At 44.6% G+C, this 21,258-nt stretch carries 18 protein-coding genes; 14 read left to right on the top strand and 4 right to left on the bottom strand.

Annotated features, from left to right (window positions below; genetic code table 11):
* Positions 1–151 precede the first annotated feature (151 nt).
* Positions 152–1,462, top strand: coding sequence for an O-acetylhomoserine aminocarboxypropyltransferase/cysteine synthase family protein (locus BLR43_RS08420; RefSeq protein ID WP_093070375.1), 1,311 nt, complete (start codon positions 152–154; stop codon positions 1,460–1,462).
* 216 nt (positions 1,463–1,678) lie between these two features.
* Here BLR43_RS08420 and BLR43_RS08415 read toward each other — a convergent pair whose 3' ends face one another.
* On the bottom strand, positions 1,679–2,698 hold the full coding sequence (locus BLR43_RS08415) for an adenosine kinase (protein ID WP_093070372.1): 1,020 nt from the start codon (positions 2,696–2,698) through the stop codon (positions 1,679–1,681).
* A 54-nt stretch (positions 2,699–2,752) separates the two neighbouring features.
* Positions 2,753–3,709 carry a 16S rRNA (cytidine(1402)-2'-O)-methyltransferase gene (rsmI, locus tag BLR43_RS08410; protein ID WP_093070369.1) on the bottom strand — a complete coding sequence of 319 codons (957 nt, stop codon included), beginning with the start codon at positions 3,707–3,709 and terminating at the stop codon, positions 2,753–2,755.
* Positions 3,710–3,840: 131 nt separating this feature from the next.
* On the opposite strand from rsmI, the gene BLR43_RS08405 reads away from it, so the two are divergent.
* The 8 genes from BLR43_RS08405 (at position 3,841) to hisC (ending at position 12,004) form a co-directional block, all read left to right on the top strand.
* A complete protein-coding gene (locus tag BLR43_RS08405; RefSeq protein ID WP_071002909.1) occupies positions 3,841–4,326 on the top strand; it encodes a YraN family protein in 486 nt (161 codons plus the stop codon).
* A 202-nt stretch (positions 4,327–4,528) separates the two neighbouring features.
* Complete coding sequence (locus BLR43_RS08400) at positions 4,529–5,329, top strand: BON domain-containing protein (RefSeq protein WP_071002910.1); 801 nt, start codon at positions 4,529–4,531, stop codon at positions 5,327–5,329.
* A 343-nt stretch (positions 5,330–5,672) separates the two neighbouring features.
* Complete coding sequence (locus BLR43_RS08395; RefSeq protein WP_083328927.1) at positions 5,673–6,662, top strand: alpha/beta hydrolase; 990 nt, start codon at positions 5,673–5,675, stop codon at positions 6,660–6,662.
* Between the two features lie 164 nt (positions 6,663–6,826).
* On the top strand, positions 6,827–7,078 hold the full coding sequence (locus tag BLR43_RS08390; RefSeq protein ID WP_058025509.1) for a BolA family protein: 252 nt from the start codon (positions 6,827–6,829) through the stop codon (positions 7,076–7,078).
* Positions 7,079–7,189: 111 nt separating this feature from the next.
* Positions 7,190–8,458: a UDP-N-acetylglucosamine 1-carboxyvinyltransferase gene (murA, locus tag BLR43_RS08385; protein ID WP_058025508.1), complete on the top strand. Its 1,269-nt coding sequence runs from the start codon at positions 7,190–7,192 to the stop codon at positions 8,456–8,458.
* A 96-nt stretch (positions 8,459–8,554) separates the two neighbouring features.
* Complete coding sequence (gene hisG, locus BLR43_RS08380) at positions 8,555–9,247, top strand: ATP phosphoribosyltransferase (RefSeq protein WP_071002912.1); 693 nt, start codon at positions 8,555–8,557, stop codon at positions 9,245–9,247.
* Positions 9,248–9,498: 251 nt separating this feature from the next.
* Positions 9,499–10,794, top strand: coding sequence for a histidinol dehydrogenase (gene hisD / locus BLR43_RS08375; RefSeq protein ID WP_093070367.1), 1,296 nt, complete (start codon positions 9,499–9,501; stop codon positions 10,792–10,794).
* Between the two features lie 76 nt (positions 10,795–10,870).
* Positions 10,871–12,004: a histidinol-phosphate transaminase gene (gene hisC, locus BLR43_RS08370; RefSeq protein WP_093070364.1), complete on the top strand. Its 1,134-nt coding sequence runs from the start codon at positions 10,871–10,873 to the stop codon at positions 12,002–12,004.
* 114 nt (positions 12,005–12,118) lie between these two features.
* Here the strand turns inward: hisC and BLR43_RS08365 are convergent, their stop codons facing one another.
* Positions 12,119–13,822: an anthranilate synthase component I family protein gene (locus BLR43_RS08365; protein WP_093070471.1), complete on the bottom strand. Its 1,704-nt coding sequence runs from the start codon at positions 13,820–13,822 to the stop codon at positions 12,119–12,121.
* A gap of 3 nt (positions 13,823–13,825) precedes the next feature.
* Positions 13,826–15,061 (bottom strand): beta-ketoacyl-ACP synthase II, encoded by a 1,236-nt coding sequence (locus tag BLR43_RS08360; protein ID WP_093070362.1) that lies wholly within the window; start codon positions 15,059–15,061, stop codon positions 13,826–13,828.
* A gap of 555 nt (positions 15,062–15,616) precedes the next feature.
* Here BLR43_RS08360 and BLR43_RS08355 point away from each other — a divergent pair.
* From BLR43_RS08355 to BLR43_RS08335, 5 genes are all read left to right on the top strand, one after another.
* A complete protein-coding gene (locus tag BLR43_RS08355) occupies positions 15,617–16,705 on the top strand; it encodes an EcsC family protein (protein WP_093070360.1) in 1,089 nt (362 codons plus the stop codon).
* A gap of 409 nt (positions 16,706–17,114) precedes the next feature.
* Entirely contained in the window at positions 17,115–17,489 is a 375-nt protein-coding gene (gene rpsL / locus BLR43_RS08350; protein WP_011281154.1) for a 30S ribosomal protein S12, read from the top strand.
* A gap of 208 nt (positions 17,490–17,697) precedes the next feature.
* On the top strand, positions 17,698–18,171 hold the full coding sequence (gene rpsG / locus BLR43_RS08345; RefSeq protein ID WP_057761735.1) for a 30S ribosomal protein S7: 474 nt from the start codon (positions 17,698–17,700) through the stop codon (positions 18,169–18,171).
* Positions 18,172–18,522: 351 nt separating this feature from the next.
* Positions 18,523–20,649, top strand: a complete 2,127-nt coding sequence (gene fusA / locus BLR43_RS08340; RefSeq protein WP_093070357.1) for an elongation factor G — start codon at positions 18,523–18,525, stop codon at positions 20,647–20,649.
* Between the two features lie 223 nt (positions 20,650–20,872).
* Positions 20,873–21,258 (top strand): GTP-binding protein (locus BLR43_RS08335; RefSeq protein ID WP_143007421.1); only part of this gene is annotated, 386 nt, incomplete at its 3' end.

Genomic DNA, 21,258 nt, shown 5'->3' with positions numbered 1-21,258 from the left:
TATTCTTTTAATAAAGAAGCTGAGTTATGATGAACTCAGCTTTTTTTATTGCTATGATTTAGCAGACAGCTTTTTGAGATAGTTTTTAAACGCGAACTCTTGAATCAGTAAATCTTGATCAATACATTTGATCCATACAAAGGAATGTACGATGAGTGATGAACAAGCAGCCCAAGAACTAAAGAACAACCAGCGTCTTGAGACCTTGGCGATTCATGCTGGCTATAGCGTGGAGCCGACCACCAAATCTGTCGCCGTACCTATCTACCATACCAGCTCCTATGCGTTTGATAACACTCAGCATGGTGCTGATCTGTTTGATCTAAAGGTCGCGGGCAATATCTATACGCGTATTATGAATCCGACCAATGCGGTGCTAGAAGAGCGCGTTGCTGCGCTTGAAGGTGGTATCGGTGCGCTTGCGGTCGCCTCTGGTATGGCTGCTATCACTTATGTGATCCAGACCATTTGTGAAGCAGGTGACAATATCGTCGCCGTATCGACGCTATATGGCGGGACTTACAATTTGTTTGCGCATGCATTGCCGCGTCAAGGTATCGAGGTGCGCTTTTTTGACCACAAAAATCCAGAAGCCATTCGTGATTTAATCGATGATAAGACGAAAATGGTCTTTGCCGAGAGTATCGGTAACCCACTAGGTAATATCGTAGATATTCAGGCGCTCAGTGATATTGCTCACGAGTACGGTGTGCCTGTCGTGATTGACAATACCGTTGCGACCCCTGCGCTATGCCGTCCGTTTGAGTTTGGTGCGGACATTGTGGTGCATTCATTGACTAAGTATATGAGCGGTACGGGGACGTCGATTGGTGGTGCGATTATCGATAGTGGTACGTTTGCGTGGGGCGATTATCCTGAGCGTTTCCCATTACTGAACACACCAGATGCCAGTTATCATGGGGTGAATTTTGTCAAAGACGTGGGCGCGCCTGCCTTTATCGCGCGTGCTCGTGTCGCACCGCTACGCAATACGGGCGCGGCGCTTAGTCCGCTTAATGCGTTTAGTATCTTGCAAGGGATGCAGACGCTGAGCCTACGGATGGAGCGTCATGTACAGAACGCACAAGCGGTTGCAGAATACTTACGTGACCATGACAAGGTCGCTTGGGTAAAATATGCTGGCCTGTCTGACCATCCTGAGCATGAGCTTGCCAAAAAATATATGAAAGGCACACCTTCTGCTATTTTGACCTTTGGCGTAAAAGGCGGTTTGGAAGCAGGGTCGCGCTTTATCGATGCGCTACAGCTGATTACGCGCTTGGTGAATATCGGTGATGCCAAGTCATTGGCCTGTCATCCTGCCTCGACGACGCATCGCCAGTTAAATGGGCAGGAGCTTGAGCAAGCTGGCGTTAGTGAAGATATGGTACGTTTGTCTATTGGTATCGAGCATATTGAAGACATCAAAGCCGATCTTGCGCAAGCATTAGCTACTGCTTAGGGCGTGTTGAACATTCGACCATGGCACTGACAGCGACTATTTTTTAGGCGATTCGATGTTAAAAATAATAAGTTTAGTCATTCTAAGCGCTTATTTTTAACGATAAAAGCGTGCTCATTTAGGAAAATTATTTGAGTGATTATAATCTATAAACAAAAAAGCCCATATCGACTTGATATGGGCTTTTTATTTGCGTTAAATATACATATTCAGCATTTAAGCAGATAGGACACGCTGAGCGATATTTCGGTAATCCTGCGAGGCAAGACGTGGTCCAAACTGCTGGATGACTTGTGACGATATTTCGCTGGCAAGACGTCCACACTCTGGCAAGCTATAATGCTGCGATAGCGCATACAAGAAGGCACCCGCGTAGTTATCACCTGCGCCGTTGGTATCGATAACACTCGTTACTGCTGGCGTTGCCACGTCGTAAACTTCAATCTCCGATTCGTCATCAGGTTTGTGGGCAATGACCGCACCGTTGGCACCATCAGTGACGACCGCTGTTTGGCAATGTTCAAGCAGGGCACGGGCAGCGGCTTTGACTTGTTTTTTATCGGTGAATAGCTTGGCTTCTTCGCTATTACAGAATATCACGGCGACTTTATTGCCGAGCATGTTAAGCAGGCCGTCTTTGGCAAATTTCACTACCGCAGGATCCGCAAAACTCACGGCAATTTTTGCATTATGAATACCGGCTTGTTGGCGCAGCTGAGTCATTGCTGGTTGGATGCTTTCAGACATGGCCAAATAGCCTTCTAAATATAGCCAGTCTGCTTGCGTCAACGCATCAAAATCAACATTGTCAGCTGCGATTTCGCTTGAGGTGCCAAGATAGGTCTGCATGGTACGCTCGCCATCTTCGGTGACAGCGACCACGCAAGAGCCTGTCACACCGCCTTCATGGATAGATTTATCTGATGTGGCAACGCCTGCTTCGTGCAAGTCTCTGAGGTAAAATGCCCCTTGATCGTCATCACCGACGCGGCATGCATAGAACGGCTTGCCACCGAGGCTAGCAAAGGTGAACATCGTGTTGGCTGCTGAGCCACCGCCGGCTTGTTTTGATGGCTCAATCTCAGCCAACTTAAAGTAAGCCAGTAGTTGCTGCTGCTCCTCAAACTCTGCTAGTGTCATATTACCTTTGGTCAGCTCGGTCTCTTCTAGTGCCGCATCTGACAGCACATACTCGTGATCAACCAACGCATTACCTATCGCCATTACATCGTACATTGCTTACCTCTCTTCAATTAATTTATAAACAGTTATCTTTCTTATTGTTAAAAACTAGTCAGCTTGCAGCTCTAGTAGACGCTGATAAAGTGCATTCTTTTTTACACCAGTGATATCAGAGGCCAGCGCGGCTGCTTTTTTGACCGATAGATCCTCTAGCAAACGCTGTAGCAATTTATCATGAGTACTGATGTCGTCAGTATCCTTTGCCACACCGGCGCCAGCGACGACCACGACGATCTCACCGCGTTGCTGATTGTCATCTGCTTTGACAAAATCGACCAAATCGCCAAGGGTGCTCTTATGTACGGTTTCAAACGTTTTGGTCAATTCACGACAAAAAGTAACTGCACGGCCTGCACCAAATATCGTCGCCATATCTTCCAGGCTAGATACGATGCGATGCGGCGCTTCATAAAATATTAGAGTTTCGGTACGTGCGATCAAATCGTTCAGTTGTTTTTGACGGCCGTGAGTTTTGGCTGGTAAAAACCCAATAAAGCTAAATCGATCTGATGGCAACCCTGCCACTGACAATGCGCCAATAGCAGCAGAAGCCCCAACGATAGGAGATACGGTCACGCCAGCTTCATGTGCAGCCTGTACCAATTGATAACCTGGGTCACTAACCAGTGGCGTACCAGCGTCACTAATCAAGGCAATCGAATGACCTTGCTCAATCATTTGAATGATTTTAGGCGTTTGAATAGCGCTATTGTGTTCGTGATAAGCCCATAGCTTGTTATGACCTTTTTGCTTCGTTGTGGCCTCATCATCTTCTACACTACTTGTGGCATGATGGGTCTCTGAGCTTTTTGCCTCATCCGTTTTGCTTCCTTTGGTATCAATACCAAAATGCGACAACAGCTTACCTGAAGTGCGAGTATCTTCACAGGCAATGATCGCGACCTGCTTTAAAACAGCAATCGCGTGTGGCGTCATGTCGGTCAAGTTGCCAATCGGCGTGGCAACGATATAGAGACAAGCTGGCATCGCAGTAGGGGTAGACATGAAAACCTCGGGTTATTAACAATAATAGTGCGCCATTATATCCAGTCGTTATCTATGATTTTTCAGTCAAATAGTGAGTGAATAAATCGATAGATTTTGAGAGCATAACGCGCAGAAGTGGCTAGTTTAGCATGTTGTGCTATGATAATTCTCAAATGTTAAGCAGACGAATTGACCTTATGGCGAATCACAAACCTTTGATTTTAACCTCACCGAAACAACGCCAAGGCAGCCTGTTTGAACAGCAGGCGTGTGAGTATTTACAAGCACAAGGGTTACGGTTGGTAGCGCAAAACTGGCAACAGCCAAAAATAGGCGAGCTAGATCTGATTATGACGGAAGTAGGACCTGCATGGTCAACGCTAGTATTTATCGAAGTTCGTCAACGCAAGCGGTCAGTCTATGGCGATGCAGCACTCAGCGTGACGACAAGCAAGCAGCGTAAAGTGATTAAAGCGGCGCAATGTTTTTTGCAGCAGCATCCTGAGTACGCTCATTATGACTGCCGCTTTGATGTCATTGCTTATAATACGGCGGGTAAGCTCAGCTCAAAAGAGAATCCGTTGAGTGATGAGCTGCAATGGCTTAAAGGTGCCTTTGTAGCCAGTGCATGGTAGTAAATATATAACGCAAATACGGGATGACTCGCGCGCCTGACTGAATCTAGCGCGCAATACTCGTTACCAAAAACCTAACCGCTGCTGGCCAAAATTAAGTAAAGTAGCTGTTAACAAAATTTGTCTTATCACTGCTAGATAAAAATTGACTCAACTCATTGAATTTATAACACCGTCACCACCATGCTCTAAGAGGTAAACAATGACACGGATGCATTTGCGCACTGCTATTTTTGGTTCATCACGCTGTATTACGACGGGCATTATGCTTGCTGCTTGTGTGGCCAGTACAGGCTGTGCCACCAACTATCTGACCAACAGTACAGAAGGAACTTACGGTGTGCCAATGACTGAGCGCACCATTCCGCAGCGTCTACTAGATCGTAGTATCGAGCATACTGCCAAAATCAATGTGTATGGGCTAAAAGAAGACTTGCAGCAGACCAGTCGTATGGGTATCGATAGCTTCAATAGCGAAGTGCTGCTCACAGGGGAAGTACCGTCTGAAGCGCTCAAAGCAGAAGTAGAAAAGGTCGTCAGCTCCATGCCAGATGTACGCCGCGTCTACAACGAGATGGAAGTAAGTGCTTCAAAAGGCTATAGCTCAACGGTTCATGATGGTTATATCACCTCAAAACTACTGGCAAAAATAGCCGCCAGCGATGGCGTCAAAACCTCACAAATCAAAGCAGTCACCAACAATGGCGTGGTCTATATTATGGGTCGCATGACACCCACCCAACAAAGTAACTTAATTGATGTTGCGAACAGCACTGTTGGGGTGACCGAGCTGGTACTGCTGACGACCGTTGTCGATGATAGAGGTGTAAAGATAAACGATGATGATATTATGTACGAGAATAACCTAGCCAATCCGGCAGTCGCACCAGCTGTCCAAGATACTGCTGTCAGTACCGCAACGCCGATAGTAATAACGGAAGAAGAGGCTACTACGGCGCAACCATCATCAAGCCCATATATCGATCTTTATCAAAATCAGTAAAACTACTGAGTTTGCCAAGCTGAGTCTACCAAGCAATGATTGACGATAAATAAGAGCGTGTATAGACGATAAATAAGAGCTTATATAATAGCTACTTAGCTATATGTGATACCCAGTCACACCATAGGATGCTAGTAGCTTTTTTTGATATTAATCACAATAAGCCTAAATAGATATAACAGTAAAAGCACGAGAAATCCTCAGCCAGTGAGTACTATATCAATAGTGAAAAGTAGCAGAATCAGAGGTTCTAATGAGACCATAGAGCGCTCACGATGTTAGGCATGATTCATAACTATAAGATACATATCTTAAGATCCATAACTGTAACAAGGTATTGGCAATGAAGGATTCGGTAAATCACATAAAACAAAAGACAGGTGCGAACAACTGCAAGAACTTTGATCATAATTCTTTTGGTAAACACCCGCGCAGACTAAGGGTTGTAGGAGCGGCAGTATTGGCGCTAGGCAGCATCGCGCTTGCCACCCAAAGTGCACAGGCATTATCACCGCTAGGCTTTGTCAATGGCATTACTTCTAGTGGCGGCGTAGGGGTAAGTAAAGATATCTTATACGGCGATGAGCCTTTGCAAGATTTAGATATTTACTATCCAAAGCCCTTGGCACAGGCAATGAAAGCCCAAAGCGCTATCAATAATGACTACCCTATGGTGGTATTCGTGCATGGCGGTTCTTGGGAGAGTGGTAATAAAGATCAATATGCCTTTGTCGGTCAAAGCTTAGCGCAGGCAGGCTATGTCACCGCAGTGATTAATTATCGTAAGGTGCCCGAGCATGTCTACCCTGATTATGTCAATGATACGGCCCAAGCGATTGCTTGGAGTATCGAGAATGCGGCCAGCTTGCATGCTAATCCATCGCGTGTCGCTGTCATGGGCCACTCTGCTGGCGCGTTTAATGCAGTCGCAGCCGTCGCCAACGAAGACTTTTTAGCGCCCTATGGTATTAAGCCAACAGACATTGCGACGGTTATCGGTATTGCAGGGCCTTACAGTTATGACTTCCGTAAGTTTAGTAGTGCGTCAGCTTTTCCCTCGGATGCCACACCTGATCAAGTCATGCCTGATCGTCAGATCAAAGGGGCACAGCCACCATATTTGTTATTAACCGCAGAAAAAGATAAAGTGGTGCATCCAACCAATGCACTCAAAATGACGCAAGCATTGAAAGAGGCAGGGGTAACGGTGCAGACGGGTGAAATCGAAGGCGCGAGCCACGCAACTATCATTGGAGCAATGGCACCGCCGTTACGCTGGGTCAATGATGTACGCGCGCAAGTAGTGACGTATCTAGACACAATGCTCAAATAGCTTGTTGTTATTCATATCATGGGCTTTTGACTGCTTATTTTTCGATACGGTTTCAGTCCTCAAATATACTTGAGCAAGACAGTACTGTAAGATAGGCAAACTCTTGTTATAATGTCATCACTTTAAATCTATACCCTATTCTAAACGTTAAGGCAGACTATTTTATGAGCATGAACGCTGACGATTTGATCGCATTTTTACAGACTCACTTCCCAGACGCTTTTATCCAAGCTGCCAATCAAGGCAATAAATTTGACGTGCGCGTGGTTGATGCAAGCTTTGAAGGCAAACGCGCCGTTCAACGTCAGCAAGCCATTTATGCGCTGGTTAATGATAAGATTGCGAGTGGCGATATTCACGCCCTCAATATTCAAGCGCTAACGCCTGCTGAGTGGGACGCTCAATCAAAAGGCTAATTATATAGCTATCTATCTAACTGGCAATCGAAGAGTTCGTTTAACAGACATAAGGATTCTTTACTGCTCGTTTTCACCATTTTCTATACTCATCGCTAGGTTGTCACCTTTATGGATCAATTTTTAATCACTGGTAGTAGTCGTATCGCAGGGGAAGTTACTATTTCAGGCGCCAAAAATGCCGCCTTGCCATTGCTTGCCGCGATGATATTGGCTGAGACGCCAACGACATTGCACAATGTACCGTCATTAAAAGACGTACGAACATTGATTGAATTGATCAGTGGCATGGGGATTGATATCCAAAAGCAGGGCGATACGGTCACTTGTGATACCAAAACTATTGATAACTTTTATGCGCCGTATGATTTGGTAAAAACCATGCGCGCGTCAATTTTGGTATTAGGGCCGTTACTGGCCCGTTTTGGCGAAGCTGAAGTGTCGTTGCCAGGTGGCTGTGCGATTGGTTCACGTCCTGTTGATCAGCATCTAAAAGCGTTTGAAGCGATGGGTGCGGTAATCAGCGTAGAGAACGGTTACGTGAAAGCGCAAGCGCCTAAAGGCGGTAAGCTGATTGGTTGCCACTTCTCATTTGATATGGTGACAGTTGGCGGTACGGAAAACGTCATCATGGCAGCGGCATTGGCTAAAGGCACGACCGTTTTGGCTAACTGTGCATTAGAGCCAGAAGTAGTCGATTTAGCCAATATGCTGGTTGCGATGGGCGCCAAAATCAGCGGTATCGGCACCTCAACCATGACCATTGAAGGGGTAGAACGTCTACACGGTTGTGAGTATTCAGTGGTACCGGATCGTATTGAGACAGGCTCATATCTTGCTGGTGCCTTGATGACTCAAGGGGATGTGTTGACCAAAAAAACTACAGCCTCTTTATTGTACCCAGTGCTTGAGAAGTTTGAAGCGATGGGTGCGGTGATTACGACAGGTGATGACTGGATTCGCGCGCAGATGAAAGGTCGTCCAAAGCCAGTGGATATTCGGACTCAGCCACATCCAGGTTTTCCAACAGACATGCAAGCTCAGTTGATGGCGATTTGCTGTCTGGCTGATGGGACCAGTACCATTATCGAAAACATCTTTGAAAACCGCTATATGCACGTACCTGAACTAAACCGCTTGGGTGCATCTATCCAAGTGGATGGACATACTGCGGTGATCAGAGGTGTCGAGAACTTTACGGCGGCACCAGTTATGGCAACAGATTTACGCGCTTCTATGTCACTGGTGATGGCGGCTGCAACGGCAGAAGGCGAGAGCTTGATTGACCGCATTTATCATATTGACCGTGGTTATGAGCATGTCGAAGACAAGCTGCGTAGCCTTGGTGTGAATATCCAGCGTGTCAATACCAACGGCTAATACTGATAGGTCAACCGTAGTTTATACATGAATTACGTTATACATTAAAACTTCCCTTGAATGGGGAAACTAACTTCACATGGACACGATGTCATTATGACTGAGACAAGCAAACCTGCACCAGCCGATGGTCTACTAAACGAAGTAAACGATGCGTTTTCAGGTCTAACGTTGGCGTTATCAAAAGGCCGTATTTTAGAAGAGACGATGCCACTGCTACGTGCAGCGGGTGTTGATCTTTTAGAAGACCCTGAAGCCTCGCGCAAACTTATTTTTCCAACCTCAAACCCAAATGTACGTGTATTAATTTTGCGTGCAAGCGACGTACCGACCTACGTCGAACACGGCGCGGCTGATTTTGGTGTAGCGGGTAAAGATGTGCTGCTTGAGCATGGCGCGAACCACGTGTATGAATTGCTTGATTTAAAAATTGCTCAATGCAAACTGATGACGGCTGGCGTAAAAGACGCACCACTGCCCAATCGTCGTCTGCGTATCGCGACCAAATATGTCAATGTAGCGCGCGCTTATTTTGCGAGCCAAGGTCAGCAAGTTGATGTCATCAAGCTTTACGGTTCAATGGAGCTGGCACCATTGGTGGGCTTGGGCGATTTGATTGTCGATGTGGTTGATACGGGTAATACCCTACGCGCGAATGGACTTGAAGCGCGCGATCATATTTGTGATGTGTCATCACGTCTTATCGTCAATCAAGTCAGCTATAAGCGCAAATTTGCGTTACTAGAACCCATTTTAGATAGCTTTAAAAACAGTATTGCCAATGCCTAGTAAACCGGTGTCAATCATTGGTAATATAAAGTATAGGTATGCGAATTTTTAAACCAGTTTAGCAGGCTATGAGTGATATAGCGTGCTAAACTGGTTTTATTGTCTTAGCTTGCGAAAAAATAAAATCACCGTAAAATTTAGACAAGAAGACAGCCAGTAAGTCGCCATATTTGTGAATAATAAGCATACTTTAGTTATATTCACGCCGTTTATTTTCAGCAGTATTTTATGCTCAGATATAGGATTAGGTCATGCGCCAGTTAAGTACCCAAGATGCCGATTTTGACAATCAATTGACACAACTGCTTGCCTTTGAAACCGTCAATGATGCTGAATTATTGCATGCCGTTGACGATATCATCGCACAAGTACGTGCGGATGGAGATAGCGTCGTATTGGCATTAACTCAGCAATTCGATCAGCATCCAGCGACAACGATGCAAGAATTAGAGCTGTCTAAAGAAGCACTTGCCGATGCATTTGCCAATCTGGATGAGAATGTAAAAACGGCATTGACCACAGCAGCTACTCGGGTACAGACTTTTCATGAGCGCCAAGTACAAGAAACGTGGCAATATGAAGATGAGCTAGGCAATCGCTTAGGTCAAAAAGTCACGCCACTTGATCGCGTTGGTATTTATGTGCCGGGTGGTTTGGCATCTTATCCATCATCAGTATTGATGAATGCTATTCCTGCCAAAGTAGCTGGGGTTACTGAAGTTATCATGGTCGTGCCAGCACCTAAAGGCGTGCTTAATCCATTGGTATTAGCAGCCGCTCATTTGGCTCAAGTTGACCGTGTCTTTACCATTGGCGGCGCACAGGCGGTAGCAGCTTTAGCCTACGGTACCGAAACCATTCCAGCGGTGGATAAAATCACAGGGCCGGGTAACAAGTATGTCGCGGCAGCCAAACGCGCAGTATTTGGACAAGTCGGCATTGATATGATTGCAGGCCCCTCAGAAGTGTTGGTATATGCAGAGGGTGAAGCGCAAGATCGAGCTGATTGGCTCGCGATGGATTTGTTATCGCAAGCAGAGCACGACCGTATCGCTCAAGCTATCTTTGTGACGACCAGTGAAGAGCAGTTAAAAGAAGTCGAGTTAGAGATAGAAAGAGCACTCGCTGAGCTGCCAAAAGCAGATATCGCGCGTGACTCGCTGCAAAATCGTGGTGCACTTATCTTAGTGAAAGATCGTAGCGAGGGTATGGCACTGATTAATCGTATTGCCCCTGAGCATTTGGAGTTATCCGTTGATAACCCTGATGCATTGTTAGATGATATTCGTCATGCGGGTGCTATCTTTATGGGTCGTCACACGCCCGAAGCGATTGGCGATTACTGTGCAGGACCGAACCATGTATTGCCAACCTCTGGTACTGCGCGCTTTTCTTCACCTTTAGGTGTCTATGACTTTCAGAAGAAATCATCAATTATTTATTGCAGTGAATCCGGCAGCAAGCCATTGGCCAAGACGGCTGATATTTTAGCGCGGCGAGAGGACTTAGAAGCCCATGCGCGCTCAGCCCGTTATCGTTATCAGTAAGATATTTTGAGCGTCTTCATTTTTACTTTTGATAGATATTTTTAATAGTCTGTATGGCTAATTAGTAGGATAATTTATGAGTGAGACAAAGATAGATACCAGACTTTGGTCATCTAAAGCACGCAACTTGTCACCTTATGTGCCGGGTGAACAGCCACAGCACGACAATTTATGCAAACTGAACACCAATGAAAACCCCTTTCCGCCCTCACCAAAAGTAGGGGAGGCAATCGCTAAAGTACTCACCCAGCAAGCGCAAGAGCTGCGTTTATATCCGGCACCTGAGTCCAATGACCTGCGTGCTGCATTGGCACAAGCATATGACCTTGATGTCAGCCAAGTGTTTGTCGGTAATGGCTCAGATGAAGTATTGGCGCTTATATTTGCCAGTTTCTTCCTAAAAGAGCGCCCGCTTTTATCACCTGATATTGGCTACAGCTTTTATCCTGTCTACGCGCAGACTTTTGGCGTGCATCTCGTCAAGATACCACTAGAGGAGGACTTTAGTATTGACCCTGATGCTTATCGTCAGCCTTGTAGCGGTATCATCATTGCCAACCCAAATGCGCCAACAGGTTTACTCCTATCACTTGCTGATATCCGTAAGCTAGCCAGCGAGCATTCTAATGCCGTGATTGTAATTGACGAGGCATACATTGATTTTGCGCAGGCTGATGCAGACAGTACAGGCTCGCAAGTCTCAGCGGTCAGTTTAATCAATGAGTGTGACAACGTTATCGTGACGCAGACCTTTTCAAAGTCACGGTCACTTGCTGGTTTACGTGTTGGGATGGCCTTTGGTAGTGCTTCGTTGATTGAAGCATTGACGCGTATGAAAAATAGCTTTAATAGCTATCCACTGGATAAGCTAGCGCAAGCTGGTGCGACGGCAAGTGTGCTAGATGTGGATTATTTTGAGCAAACGCGCCAACAGGTTATCGATTTGCGTACGTCATTGACCGAAGAGTTGACGGCGCTAGGCTATAAAGTATTGCCCTCGCATGCCAACTTTATCTTTGCCCGTCCAAAAGATGGTAATGCAAGTGCTGTGGCGAGTGCATTGCGTGATCAAGGGATTATCGTTCGCCATTTTGATAAGCCGCGCATTAATGAGTATTTGCGTATTACTGTTGGTACCGCCGAGCAGCATGAGCGCTTGATTGATACGCTAAAAGAGCTGCATACAGAGACTAGCATGACGGCTGATTAATGGTTTACCTGCTTGTGTAGTAAATGCTATCGATAAGTACCAAAAAAGCCTGCTAGCGCAATGTTAAGCAGGCTTTTTTCTTTAGAGGCCAGCGCAAAATAGTATTTCAGTCGTTTATACTTTTTTCGCCAACACTGCCAGTAGATTGCCTACCTTATCTAAGCACTCTTGATATTCAGCATGACAATCAGACGCGACCGTAATACCGCCACCCGCCCATAGATTTATGTGTTTTTCTTTATTAAATTCATCAGTTAATGAAGCAGCAGCTTGCAATGTACGAATGAGTACATTCCATTGACCACTGCCATCAAAATTCATATAACCCATGGTGCCGCAATAAGCACCGCGTGGTGTAGACTCTAGCTCAGAGATAATTTCGACGGCTCGTTTTTTTGGTGTGCCAGTGATAGAGCCAGCAGGCAGACTACCAAACAGTACAGCCAACGGGTGAGTATCCGCTTTTAGCTCAGCAGTAATAGTGCTGACCATATGATGCACGTTACTAAAGCTCTCAATCGCAAACAGTTTTGGCACTTTTACGCTACCGATTTTGGCATATTTACCCAAATCATTGCGTAGTAAATCCACAATCATGACATTTTCGGCACGGTCTTTTTCGCTATTGGTCAGCTGATGCTTATACCGCGTATCTTGCTCGAGATAGGCACCTCTTGGCATAGTGCCTTTGATTGGCTTGGTCAGAATATGGTGCTTATCAGTCACTTTGTTTTTGGTAAATGTAAAGAACAGCTCAGGCGAGCAGCTTAATAACTCAAAACTGTGGTTAAAGATATCAACGTGCTCAACGCTTGTACCATCGACGCTCGCACCATCAACGCTCAAATAGCCTGCAAAAGGTGCTTTGGTATTATGATGTAGCGCAGGCAGATAATCGATAAGCGCTGAAATTGGTTGAGTCGCATCGTTTTTATATGGCAGATAGCCAGACCACTTTTGCGTCAGGTTGATTTGATAGCAATCGCCTTGCTCTAGATAGTCTTGAGTACGATCAAATGCTTGCTGATAATCACGCTTACTCCATCGTGCCGTTAGGACGACAGGTATAGTATGTGATGTGTGCTTAGATTGTGCTTGATTGAGATATTTGTCGGACAGCTTTTTATCCAGTTCATCTAGGTAGGATGTCAGAGCAACTATGAACTCATCTTTTAACTTGTTGCCGACAGCTTCATTAGAGCTGCTATTGGTTTGAATACTTTTTAGCTCCCAACCGGTATCAGTATCTGCAGCAGGTGTTAGATAGATATCGTAATGCCCTAATGAGGCACAAGGCTGATTTGCCAATTCGATTCTGTCTGCAGGACTTAACTCATAAGCAGCGATATCGTAACCGATAAAACCAATCAGTCCATGATGATAACTGGGTTTGGTGCTTTTCGGGTTTACGTTATTTGAGCTATTATTGTCGGTATCATAAGCTTTGCTGTAAGCAATAAGCTCATTTTGCCATTCTAGATAACTCATATAGGCTGTGATGGTATTTTCGCTATGAGTAGAGCAGTTATCACGGCAGTTTTTAACCACTCTATAAGTATTGACTGAATCTTTAGCAGGTTTTTGATCAGTTGGATAAACCGACCAGCTGACTTTAGGCAGCAAGCCAATTACTGGTCGTCCATCATTATTTAACCAAGCCAATTGCCAATTTGCTGCCTCATCTTGGTTAAGTAAATGGCGTCTTAGCTGTAGCATTAATTCAGCCGCTGACAAATCACCAAAACGCCAGCTAGATTTACTAGCTGGCGATGGCGCAGAATCTGTCTGCCTAGTTATATTAGAATTTGGTACAGGCATCATTTAAGCGTCGAATTTTTTGATGATGAGCGTGGCGTTAGTACCACCAAAGCCGAAGCTATTGCTCATCAAGGTTTCAAGGTTTGATTCGCGCATTTGGGTAACAATATCGAAACCTTCAGCTGCAGGATCTAGGTTGTCAACGTTGATACTTGGGGCAATAAAGCCGTCTTGTAGCATAAGTAGGCAGTAAATCAGCTCTTGCGCACCAACAGCGCCTAAGCTATGACCAGTCATGGATTTGGTTGAGCTGATAGCCGGTACTTTACTGACATCATTATCAAAGACTTTGGCAATCGCCTTGAGTTCAGTGATATCGCCCAGCGGTGTGCTGGTGCCGTGGCTATTGATATAATCTACGCTTTTTAAGCCAGCTTCAGCCAAGGCTTGTTGCATACAACGTACAGCGCCTTCGCCACTTGGCGCAACCATCTCGGCACCATCAGAGGTAGCACCGTAACCCACAATTTCAGCCAAGATGTTGGCGCCACGTGCTTGAGCATGCTCTAAACTTTCTACCACAACCATCGCGCCACCAGCAGCAATCACAAACCCGTCGCGATCTTTGTCATAAGCTCTTGAAGCGAGTGTTGGCGTGTCGTTATATTGAGTGCTCACTGCACCCATCGCATCGAACATACAAGACTGTGTCCAATGCTCAGCTTCACTACCACCAGCCAATATTACATCAGCTTTACCCAGTTGGATAAGCTCAGCGGCATGACCGATACAATGAGTCGAGGTTGCGCAAGCAGAGGAAAGCGAGTAGGAGACACCTTGGATTTTTAGACCAGTGGCTAGGGCTGCTGATACTGAGCTGCCCATGGTTTTAGGTACAGCCATCGCACCGACACCGCGTAGACCTTTTTCACGCATGGCATCCACAGCGTTCACGATGTTTTCTGTTGACGCACCGCCTGAGCTTGCGACCACACCCACACGTGGATTGTTATTGATGGTGTCAAGCGACAGTCCTGAATGTTCAATGGCGTTTAGTGCACTGACATAAGCGTACAAACTGGCATCACTAAAAAAGCGTTTGAGTTTACGATCGATACCACTAGTATCTAATTCTGATTGATTGATACTACCGCTCACGTGTGATTTAAACTCGTGCTCAGCGTAAGAATCATTATATGTGATACCAGATTGCCCTTCTTTGAGAGCGGTAGTGACAGTGTCTAGATCATGTCCGATACAAGAGACAATCCCTGCTCCAGTGATAACGACGCGACGCATATGCTATTCCTTATGAGTAACGATTTGCCGCTATTGACAGGCAATAATCGTTGTAAATCTATATATGAGGTTTAACGATGAATGAATTTGAGCATTATAATGAAAAAACAGCCTATGTAGATAACGATAGCATGAATTTAGCTAACGCCAGACTATTAAAGACAATGTCATTTCAGTGTACAATTATGCTCTCACTTACGGCACATGATAACGTATCAAGCAGTGAAAATCTTTGGACAAGTGTAAAATAATGGCGAAATAGCCTCTATCGCTACAAGGTAATGAGAAGTTGAGTGGCTATGAAACCTTGTTGTTTGAGCAATCGCTTTATTATTTATGAAAAACAATGTGGGCAAGCTAAAGGCTATGGTTAAGTCGGACAAAAATTAAGTTGTACTTTTAGATACAAAATTTGTGATTGCGATAACATTGTTCGCACTGACAGGAACGGCCTTGACTTATTACACTGACAGCTTGAAGATTAAACACATTCATATCGCTATTACTAAAAAAATTATTCATCACATTATTATTCATCATATTAAGGACATCACGATGGCAAAGCCTAGCACTCTTTCAAAAAGTATCAATACTATTGGCTCTTTCACACGCAACAACCTAGAGCGCGTGGGCTCCATGATTGATAGCATGAATGCCAAAACAGGCAAACCGCGCCAATACAAAGCGGTAGATTTAGGCGATGAGGATTATCAACAAGACTTATTTCGTGAGCAAACCTTAAAGGCTACGCAGCAATTATTAGGTCCACGTTTTGCTACTTATGGCAAATATGCCAAAAAAGTCGTACCAAACAGCTTTTTTCAATCGACAGTAGATAGCGCGTTTGCTCAAATTGCGAAACTTGCATCAAACTGGAGTCAATTAGACTTACCGAACGAGCATCGCTTTGCCAATATTGCTACTTTAGATGATGAAGAGCGTTATGCACTTGCAACTGACATCGCTAACCAAAACCGTGCACTTGCAGCAATAGGCGGCCTTACGGGTCTAGCAGGGCTGCCAGGTCTACTTGCTGATACCTTATGGCTATTATTGGTATCTCTACGTACTGTCTACCAAATTGCAGCTATATACAATAAGCCGCTCACAGGTAAACAAGGTGTGAAAATGGCATACGAATTGCTCTCAAGTGCCGATCTAAGCAAAATGCAAGAAAAACAAGCATTGCTAGCAGGTATGGGTATCGGTAAAGGTTTGCTGGATAATGCTCAGAGCCACGGGTTGCATAGCGAGCTGAAGAACTTGGGTCTAAAAAATCAAAACGTAAACTACTATGCTGAGCAAATAGACAGTATTGCTAGCCAAGTAGGGATCGATTTGGACAAAATAAACCTATTATGGGTTCGCCGTTTCATTCCCGTTACAGCAGTAGCCATCGGCGTGCATTATAACAGTCAGTTAATTGATGAAGTGATTGGCGTTGCTAAAGCGACTTTTGCGCCAGAGGCAAAACTTGCCAATCGTGCCATTACTGATGACAGTAGTAGCGAGGCTGAAGTAAAAAAAGCCAGTAATAACGATGCGCAGAAAGACACAGAAAAGACAGAAGAAAATAGCGATACAGAAGAAACCAGTAGTAAAAAAGACTCAGACAAGCAAACGTCTGATAAAAAAGCCAAGTAATAGACATATTATTTGCTAGTTAGGTTGTATATTAATAAGCACAATGGTATTTATCTTGGTTGGGTTGAGTAGAGTGACTTGAAATCAGGATAAATACCACCACTTAGTTACTATCAAGTAGCATTTATATTCGAATATCTTTTCTTAATGATGCTTGAGCTTGCCTTGTTTACTTTATTTATGACGCTGTTTTTCGGCAAAAAAACGATAAAGTGATATAATGCGAGGCTGAATGCATATCTATCAAATGTTGTAAAGCGAAACCATTCATAAGTGGTTGAAATAGCAGCAACAACTCTTTATAATATACTGTCCTAAAAATGGGTGCCCAGAGATCTGCAATTATTGTCAGATAGATGGTGCATTGGCCCATTTTTTTGTTTTATACCAAACGGGAGAAGGATGCCTTATGGCAACAACTAACCAATTGATTCGTAAAGGTCGCAAAACCATCAAGGAAAAGTCAAAAGTTCCTGCGTTGGAAGCGTGCCCACAGCGTCGCGGTGTATGTACTCGTGTATATACTACCACGCCAAAAAAACCTAACTCTGCCATGCGTAAAGTATGTCGTGTACGTTTGACTTCAGGCTATGAAGTATCAAGCTACATCGGCGGCGAAGGTCATAACCTACAAGAGCACAGTGTTGTTCTAATCCGTGGTGGTCGTGTAAAAGATCTACCAGGTGTACGTTATCACACTGTTCGCGGTGCATTAGATTGTGCAGGCGTTAAAGACCGTAAGCAAGGTCGCTCTAAGTACGGTGCTAAGAAGCCTAAAGTTTAATAACTAAACGTTATTAACAAAGCTTTTTGTACTACCCAATAACTGTGCATGGGTTTGGTGTCAGTAGTCATATTACTTTTATATAAGTGATTTGCTCTTAAAACATACCACCATGCAGTAAGGCTAACTGATAACTCGCTGCTATACCCTAATGATGAGTAGTCGATGTTGTGAATGTTAGACACTCCTGAAGATAAGGAAATTTATTATGCCAAGACGTCGCGTCGTTGCTGCTCGTGAGATCCTACCGGATCCTAAATTTGGTAGCCAAACTGTTGCAAAATTCATCAACCATGTAATGAGTGATGGTAAAAAATCTACTGCTGAGCGTATCGTTTACGGTGCACTTGAGACAGTAAGTGAGAAGCGTAAAGTTGAAGATCCAGTATCTTTCTTCGAAGAAGTGCTTGAAAATGTACGCCCAATGGTAGAAGTAAAAGCTCGCCGCGTTGGCGGTGCAACCTATCAAGTACCAATGGAAGTACGCCCCTCCCGTCGTACTGCCTTGGCTATGCGTTGGTTAGCTGAAGCTGCTGCTAAGCGTTCTGAAAAATCAATGGCTTTGCGTTTAGCTGGCGAATTGAATGATGCTGCTGATGGCAAAGGCGCTGCTATGAAAAAGCGTGACGAAGTTCACCGCATGGCAGATGCTAACAAAGCATTCTCTCATTACCGTTTCTAAGCTACTTTTTAACAGTAGCTTGAGATTAATAGCTCATACTCATTAATCTTACATTGTTGTTTATTCTATTGATTGCCGCCATCATCATTCGGTCATATATAAATGTTATTTATTAATGACTGGGGTGGCGGACATCTATCAAGATGTCTCTCTTAACAAGTATGACTTTCATCCTTTCATTAGAGAACATCCCAAATTTGATGCCACACTATTCTTAGTATTTGCTCTTTTTTTGTCCGTATTAGGCTCAATAATCAGTAAGTAATATTACGAAGCTGAACGCTTTGTCATAGAGTATGAGGTAGAGACACAATACATTATTATATACACGACTTTTCCTAGGAAAACACTATGGCTCGTAAAACTCCCCTAAAACGCTATCGCAATATTGGTATTTCAGCGCACATCGATGCTGGTAAAACGACCACTACTGAGCGTGTTTTATTCTATACCGGTGTTAGCCACAAAATTGGCGAAGTACATGATGGCGCAGCCACTATGGACTGGATGGAGCAAGAACAAGAGCGTGGTATTACTATTACCTCAGCAGCAACAACTTGTTTTTGGTCAGGTATGGCTAAACAGTTTGACGAACACCGTATCAACATCATCGATACCCCAGGTCACGTTGACTTCACGATCGAAGTTGAACGTTCTATGCGCGTACTTGATGGCGCTTGCATGGTTTACTGTGCAGTAGGCGGCGTTCAGCCACAGTCTGAGACCGTATGGCGTCAGGCGAACAAATACAAAGTACCACGTCTTGCATTTGTAAACAAAATGGACCGTGTTGGTGCTGATTTCTATCGTGTTATCGAACAGATCAAAACCCGTCTTGGCGGTAAGCCAGTACCATTGGTTATTCCAATTGGCAAAGAAGATGACTTCGAAGGCGTTGTTGATCTAGTGTCTATGAAAGCTATCTATTGGGACGAAGCGTCTCAAGGTATGCAGTATGATGAGCGTGATATCCCAACTGAACTACAAGACAAAGCGGACGAGTATCGCGAGTACCTTGTAGAAAGTGCTGCTGAAGCCAATGAAGAGTTGATGAACGAATATCTAGAAAACGGTGAATTGACTGAAGAGCAGATCCACAGTGCTATTCGTCAGTTGACTATTGATAACGAAATCATCCCACTTCTTTGTGGTACTGCCTTTAAAAACAAAGGCGTACAAAAGATGCTAGATGCGGTTATCCAGTATCTACCAGCACCAATTGACGTACCTGCTATTAAAGGTATTCTTGATGACAAAGACGAAAGCGAAGGCAGCCGTGAAGCATCAGATGAAGCACCTTTCTCAGCACTAGCGTTCAAAATCATGAACGACAAGTTCGTTGGTAACTTAACCTTCGTACGTGTTTATTCTGGTGTCATGAAGCAGGGTAGCAGTGTTTATAACCCAGTTAAAATGAAGCGTGAGCGTGTTGGCCGTATTGTACAGATGATGGCAAACTCTCAAGAAGAGCTTGCAGAGATTCGTACAGGTGATATCGCAGCCCTAGTCGGCATGAAAGATGTAACGACTGGTGATACGCTATGTGACGAAGACAACGTGATCACGCTTGAGCGTATGGAATTCCCAGAACCAGTTATCTCTCTAGCGGTTGAGCCAAAGACCAAAGCTGACCAAGAAAAAATGTCAATCGCGCTTGGCCGTTTGGCAAAAGAAGATCCATCGTTCCGTGTACACACTGACGAAGAATCTGGTCAGACGATTATCAGTGGTATGGGTGAGCTGCATCTAGAGATTCTTGTTGACCGTATGAAGCGTGAATTCAACGTTGAAGCAAACATCGGCGCACCTCAGGTTGCTTATCGTGAGACGATTCGTAACACTGTTGAACAAGAAGGCAAATTCGTACGTCAAACAGGTGGTCGTGGTAAGTTTGGTCACGTATGGTTACGTCTTGAACCACTTGATCCAGCTGGCGACACTGAATATGAATTCGCTGAAGAAGTTGTTGGCGGTGTGGTACCAAAAGAATTCCACGGTGCTGTTGATAAAGGTATCCAAGAGCGCATGAAAAACGGCGTACTTGCAGGCTACCCAGTTGTTGGCGTAAAAGCGACTTTGTATGATGGTTCTTATCATGACGTTGACTCTGATGAATTGTCATTTAAGATGGCAGGTTCTATGGCCTTCAAAAAAGGTTTCTTAGCAGCTGATCCAGCGCTACTTGAGCCAGTGATGAAAGTAGAAGTTGAAACACCTGAAGACTACATGGGCGACATCATGGGCGATCTTAACCGTCGTCGTGGTTTGGTACAGGGTATGGAAGACCTACCTGGTGGCACTAAACAGATTCGTGCTGAAGTACCATTAGCGGAAATGTTTGGTTATGCCACTCAAATGCGCTCTATGTCACAAGGCCGTGCAACTTATTCAATGGAATTCCAAAAGTACGTTGAAATTCCAAAATCAGTTGCTGCTGAAATCATCTCTAAGTACAACTCTAAAGATGATGACGAGTAAATAAAACTTACTAAAGGTGACAATATAGAGTATCTCTGTGTATTGTCACTAAAGAATCGGCCAATAACTTGTTAAAAGACTTGTTATTGGTCGCAATTTTCTTATAATATCTGCACATTAGTATGTGTAACCTTTTAACAATTATCTTAAGGTGACCAAGATTTTCTTAATTGTCATATTTATATGAATTAAGCCTTGGAACCAAAAAAAAGAGGAAATACCCATGGCAAAGGCCAAGTTTGAACGTAGCAAGCCACACGTCAACGTCGGTACCATCGGACACGTTGACCATGGTAAAACCACCCTTACCGCTGCAATCGCAACCGTAGCTGCAATCACCTCTGGTGGCGAAGCAAAAGACTACGCGTCTATTGACTCAGCACCAGAAGAAAAAGCACGTGGTATCACCATCAACACCTCACACGTAGAATATGACACAGACACACGTCACTACGCACACGTAGACTGCCCAGGTCACGCCGATTATGTTAAAAACATGATCACAGGTGCCGCTCAGATGGACGGCGCAATCTTAGTTGTATCAGCAACTGACGGCCCAATGCCACAGACTCGTGAGCACATCTTGCTATCACGTCAGGTTGGCGTACC

The sequence above is a fragment of the Psychrobacter pacificensis genome, assembly GCF_900101915.1.
GTDB lineage: Bacteria > Pseudomonadota > Gammaproteobacteria > Pseudomonadales > Moraxellaceae > Psychrobacter > Psychrobacter pacificensis.
This window is presented reverse-complemented; position numbering and strand designations above follow the sequence as displayed.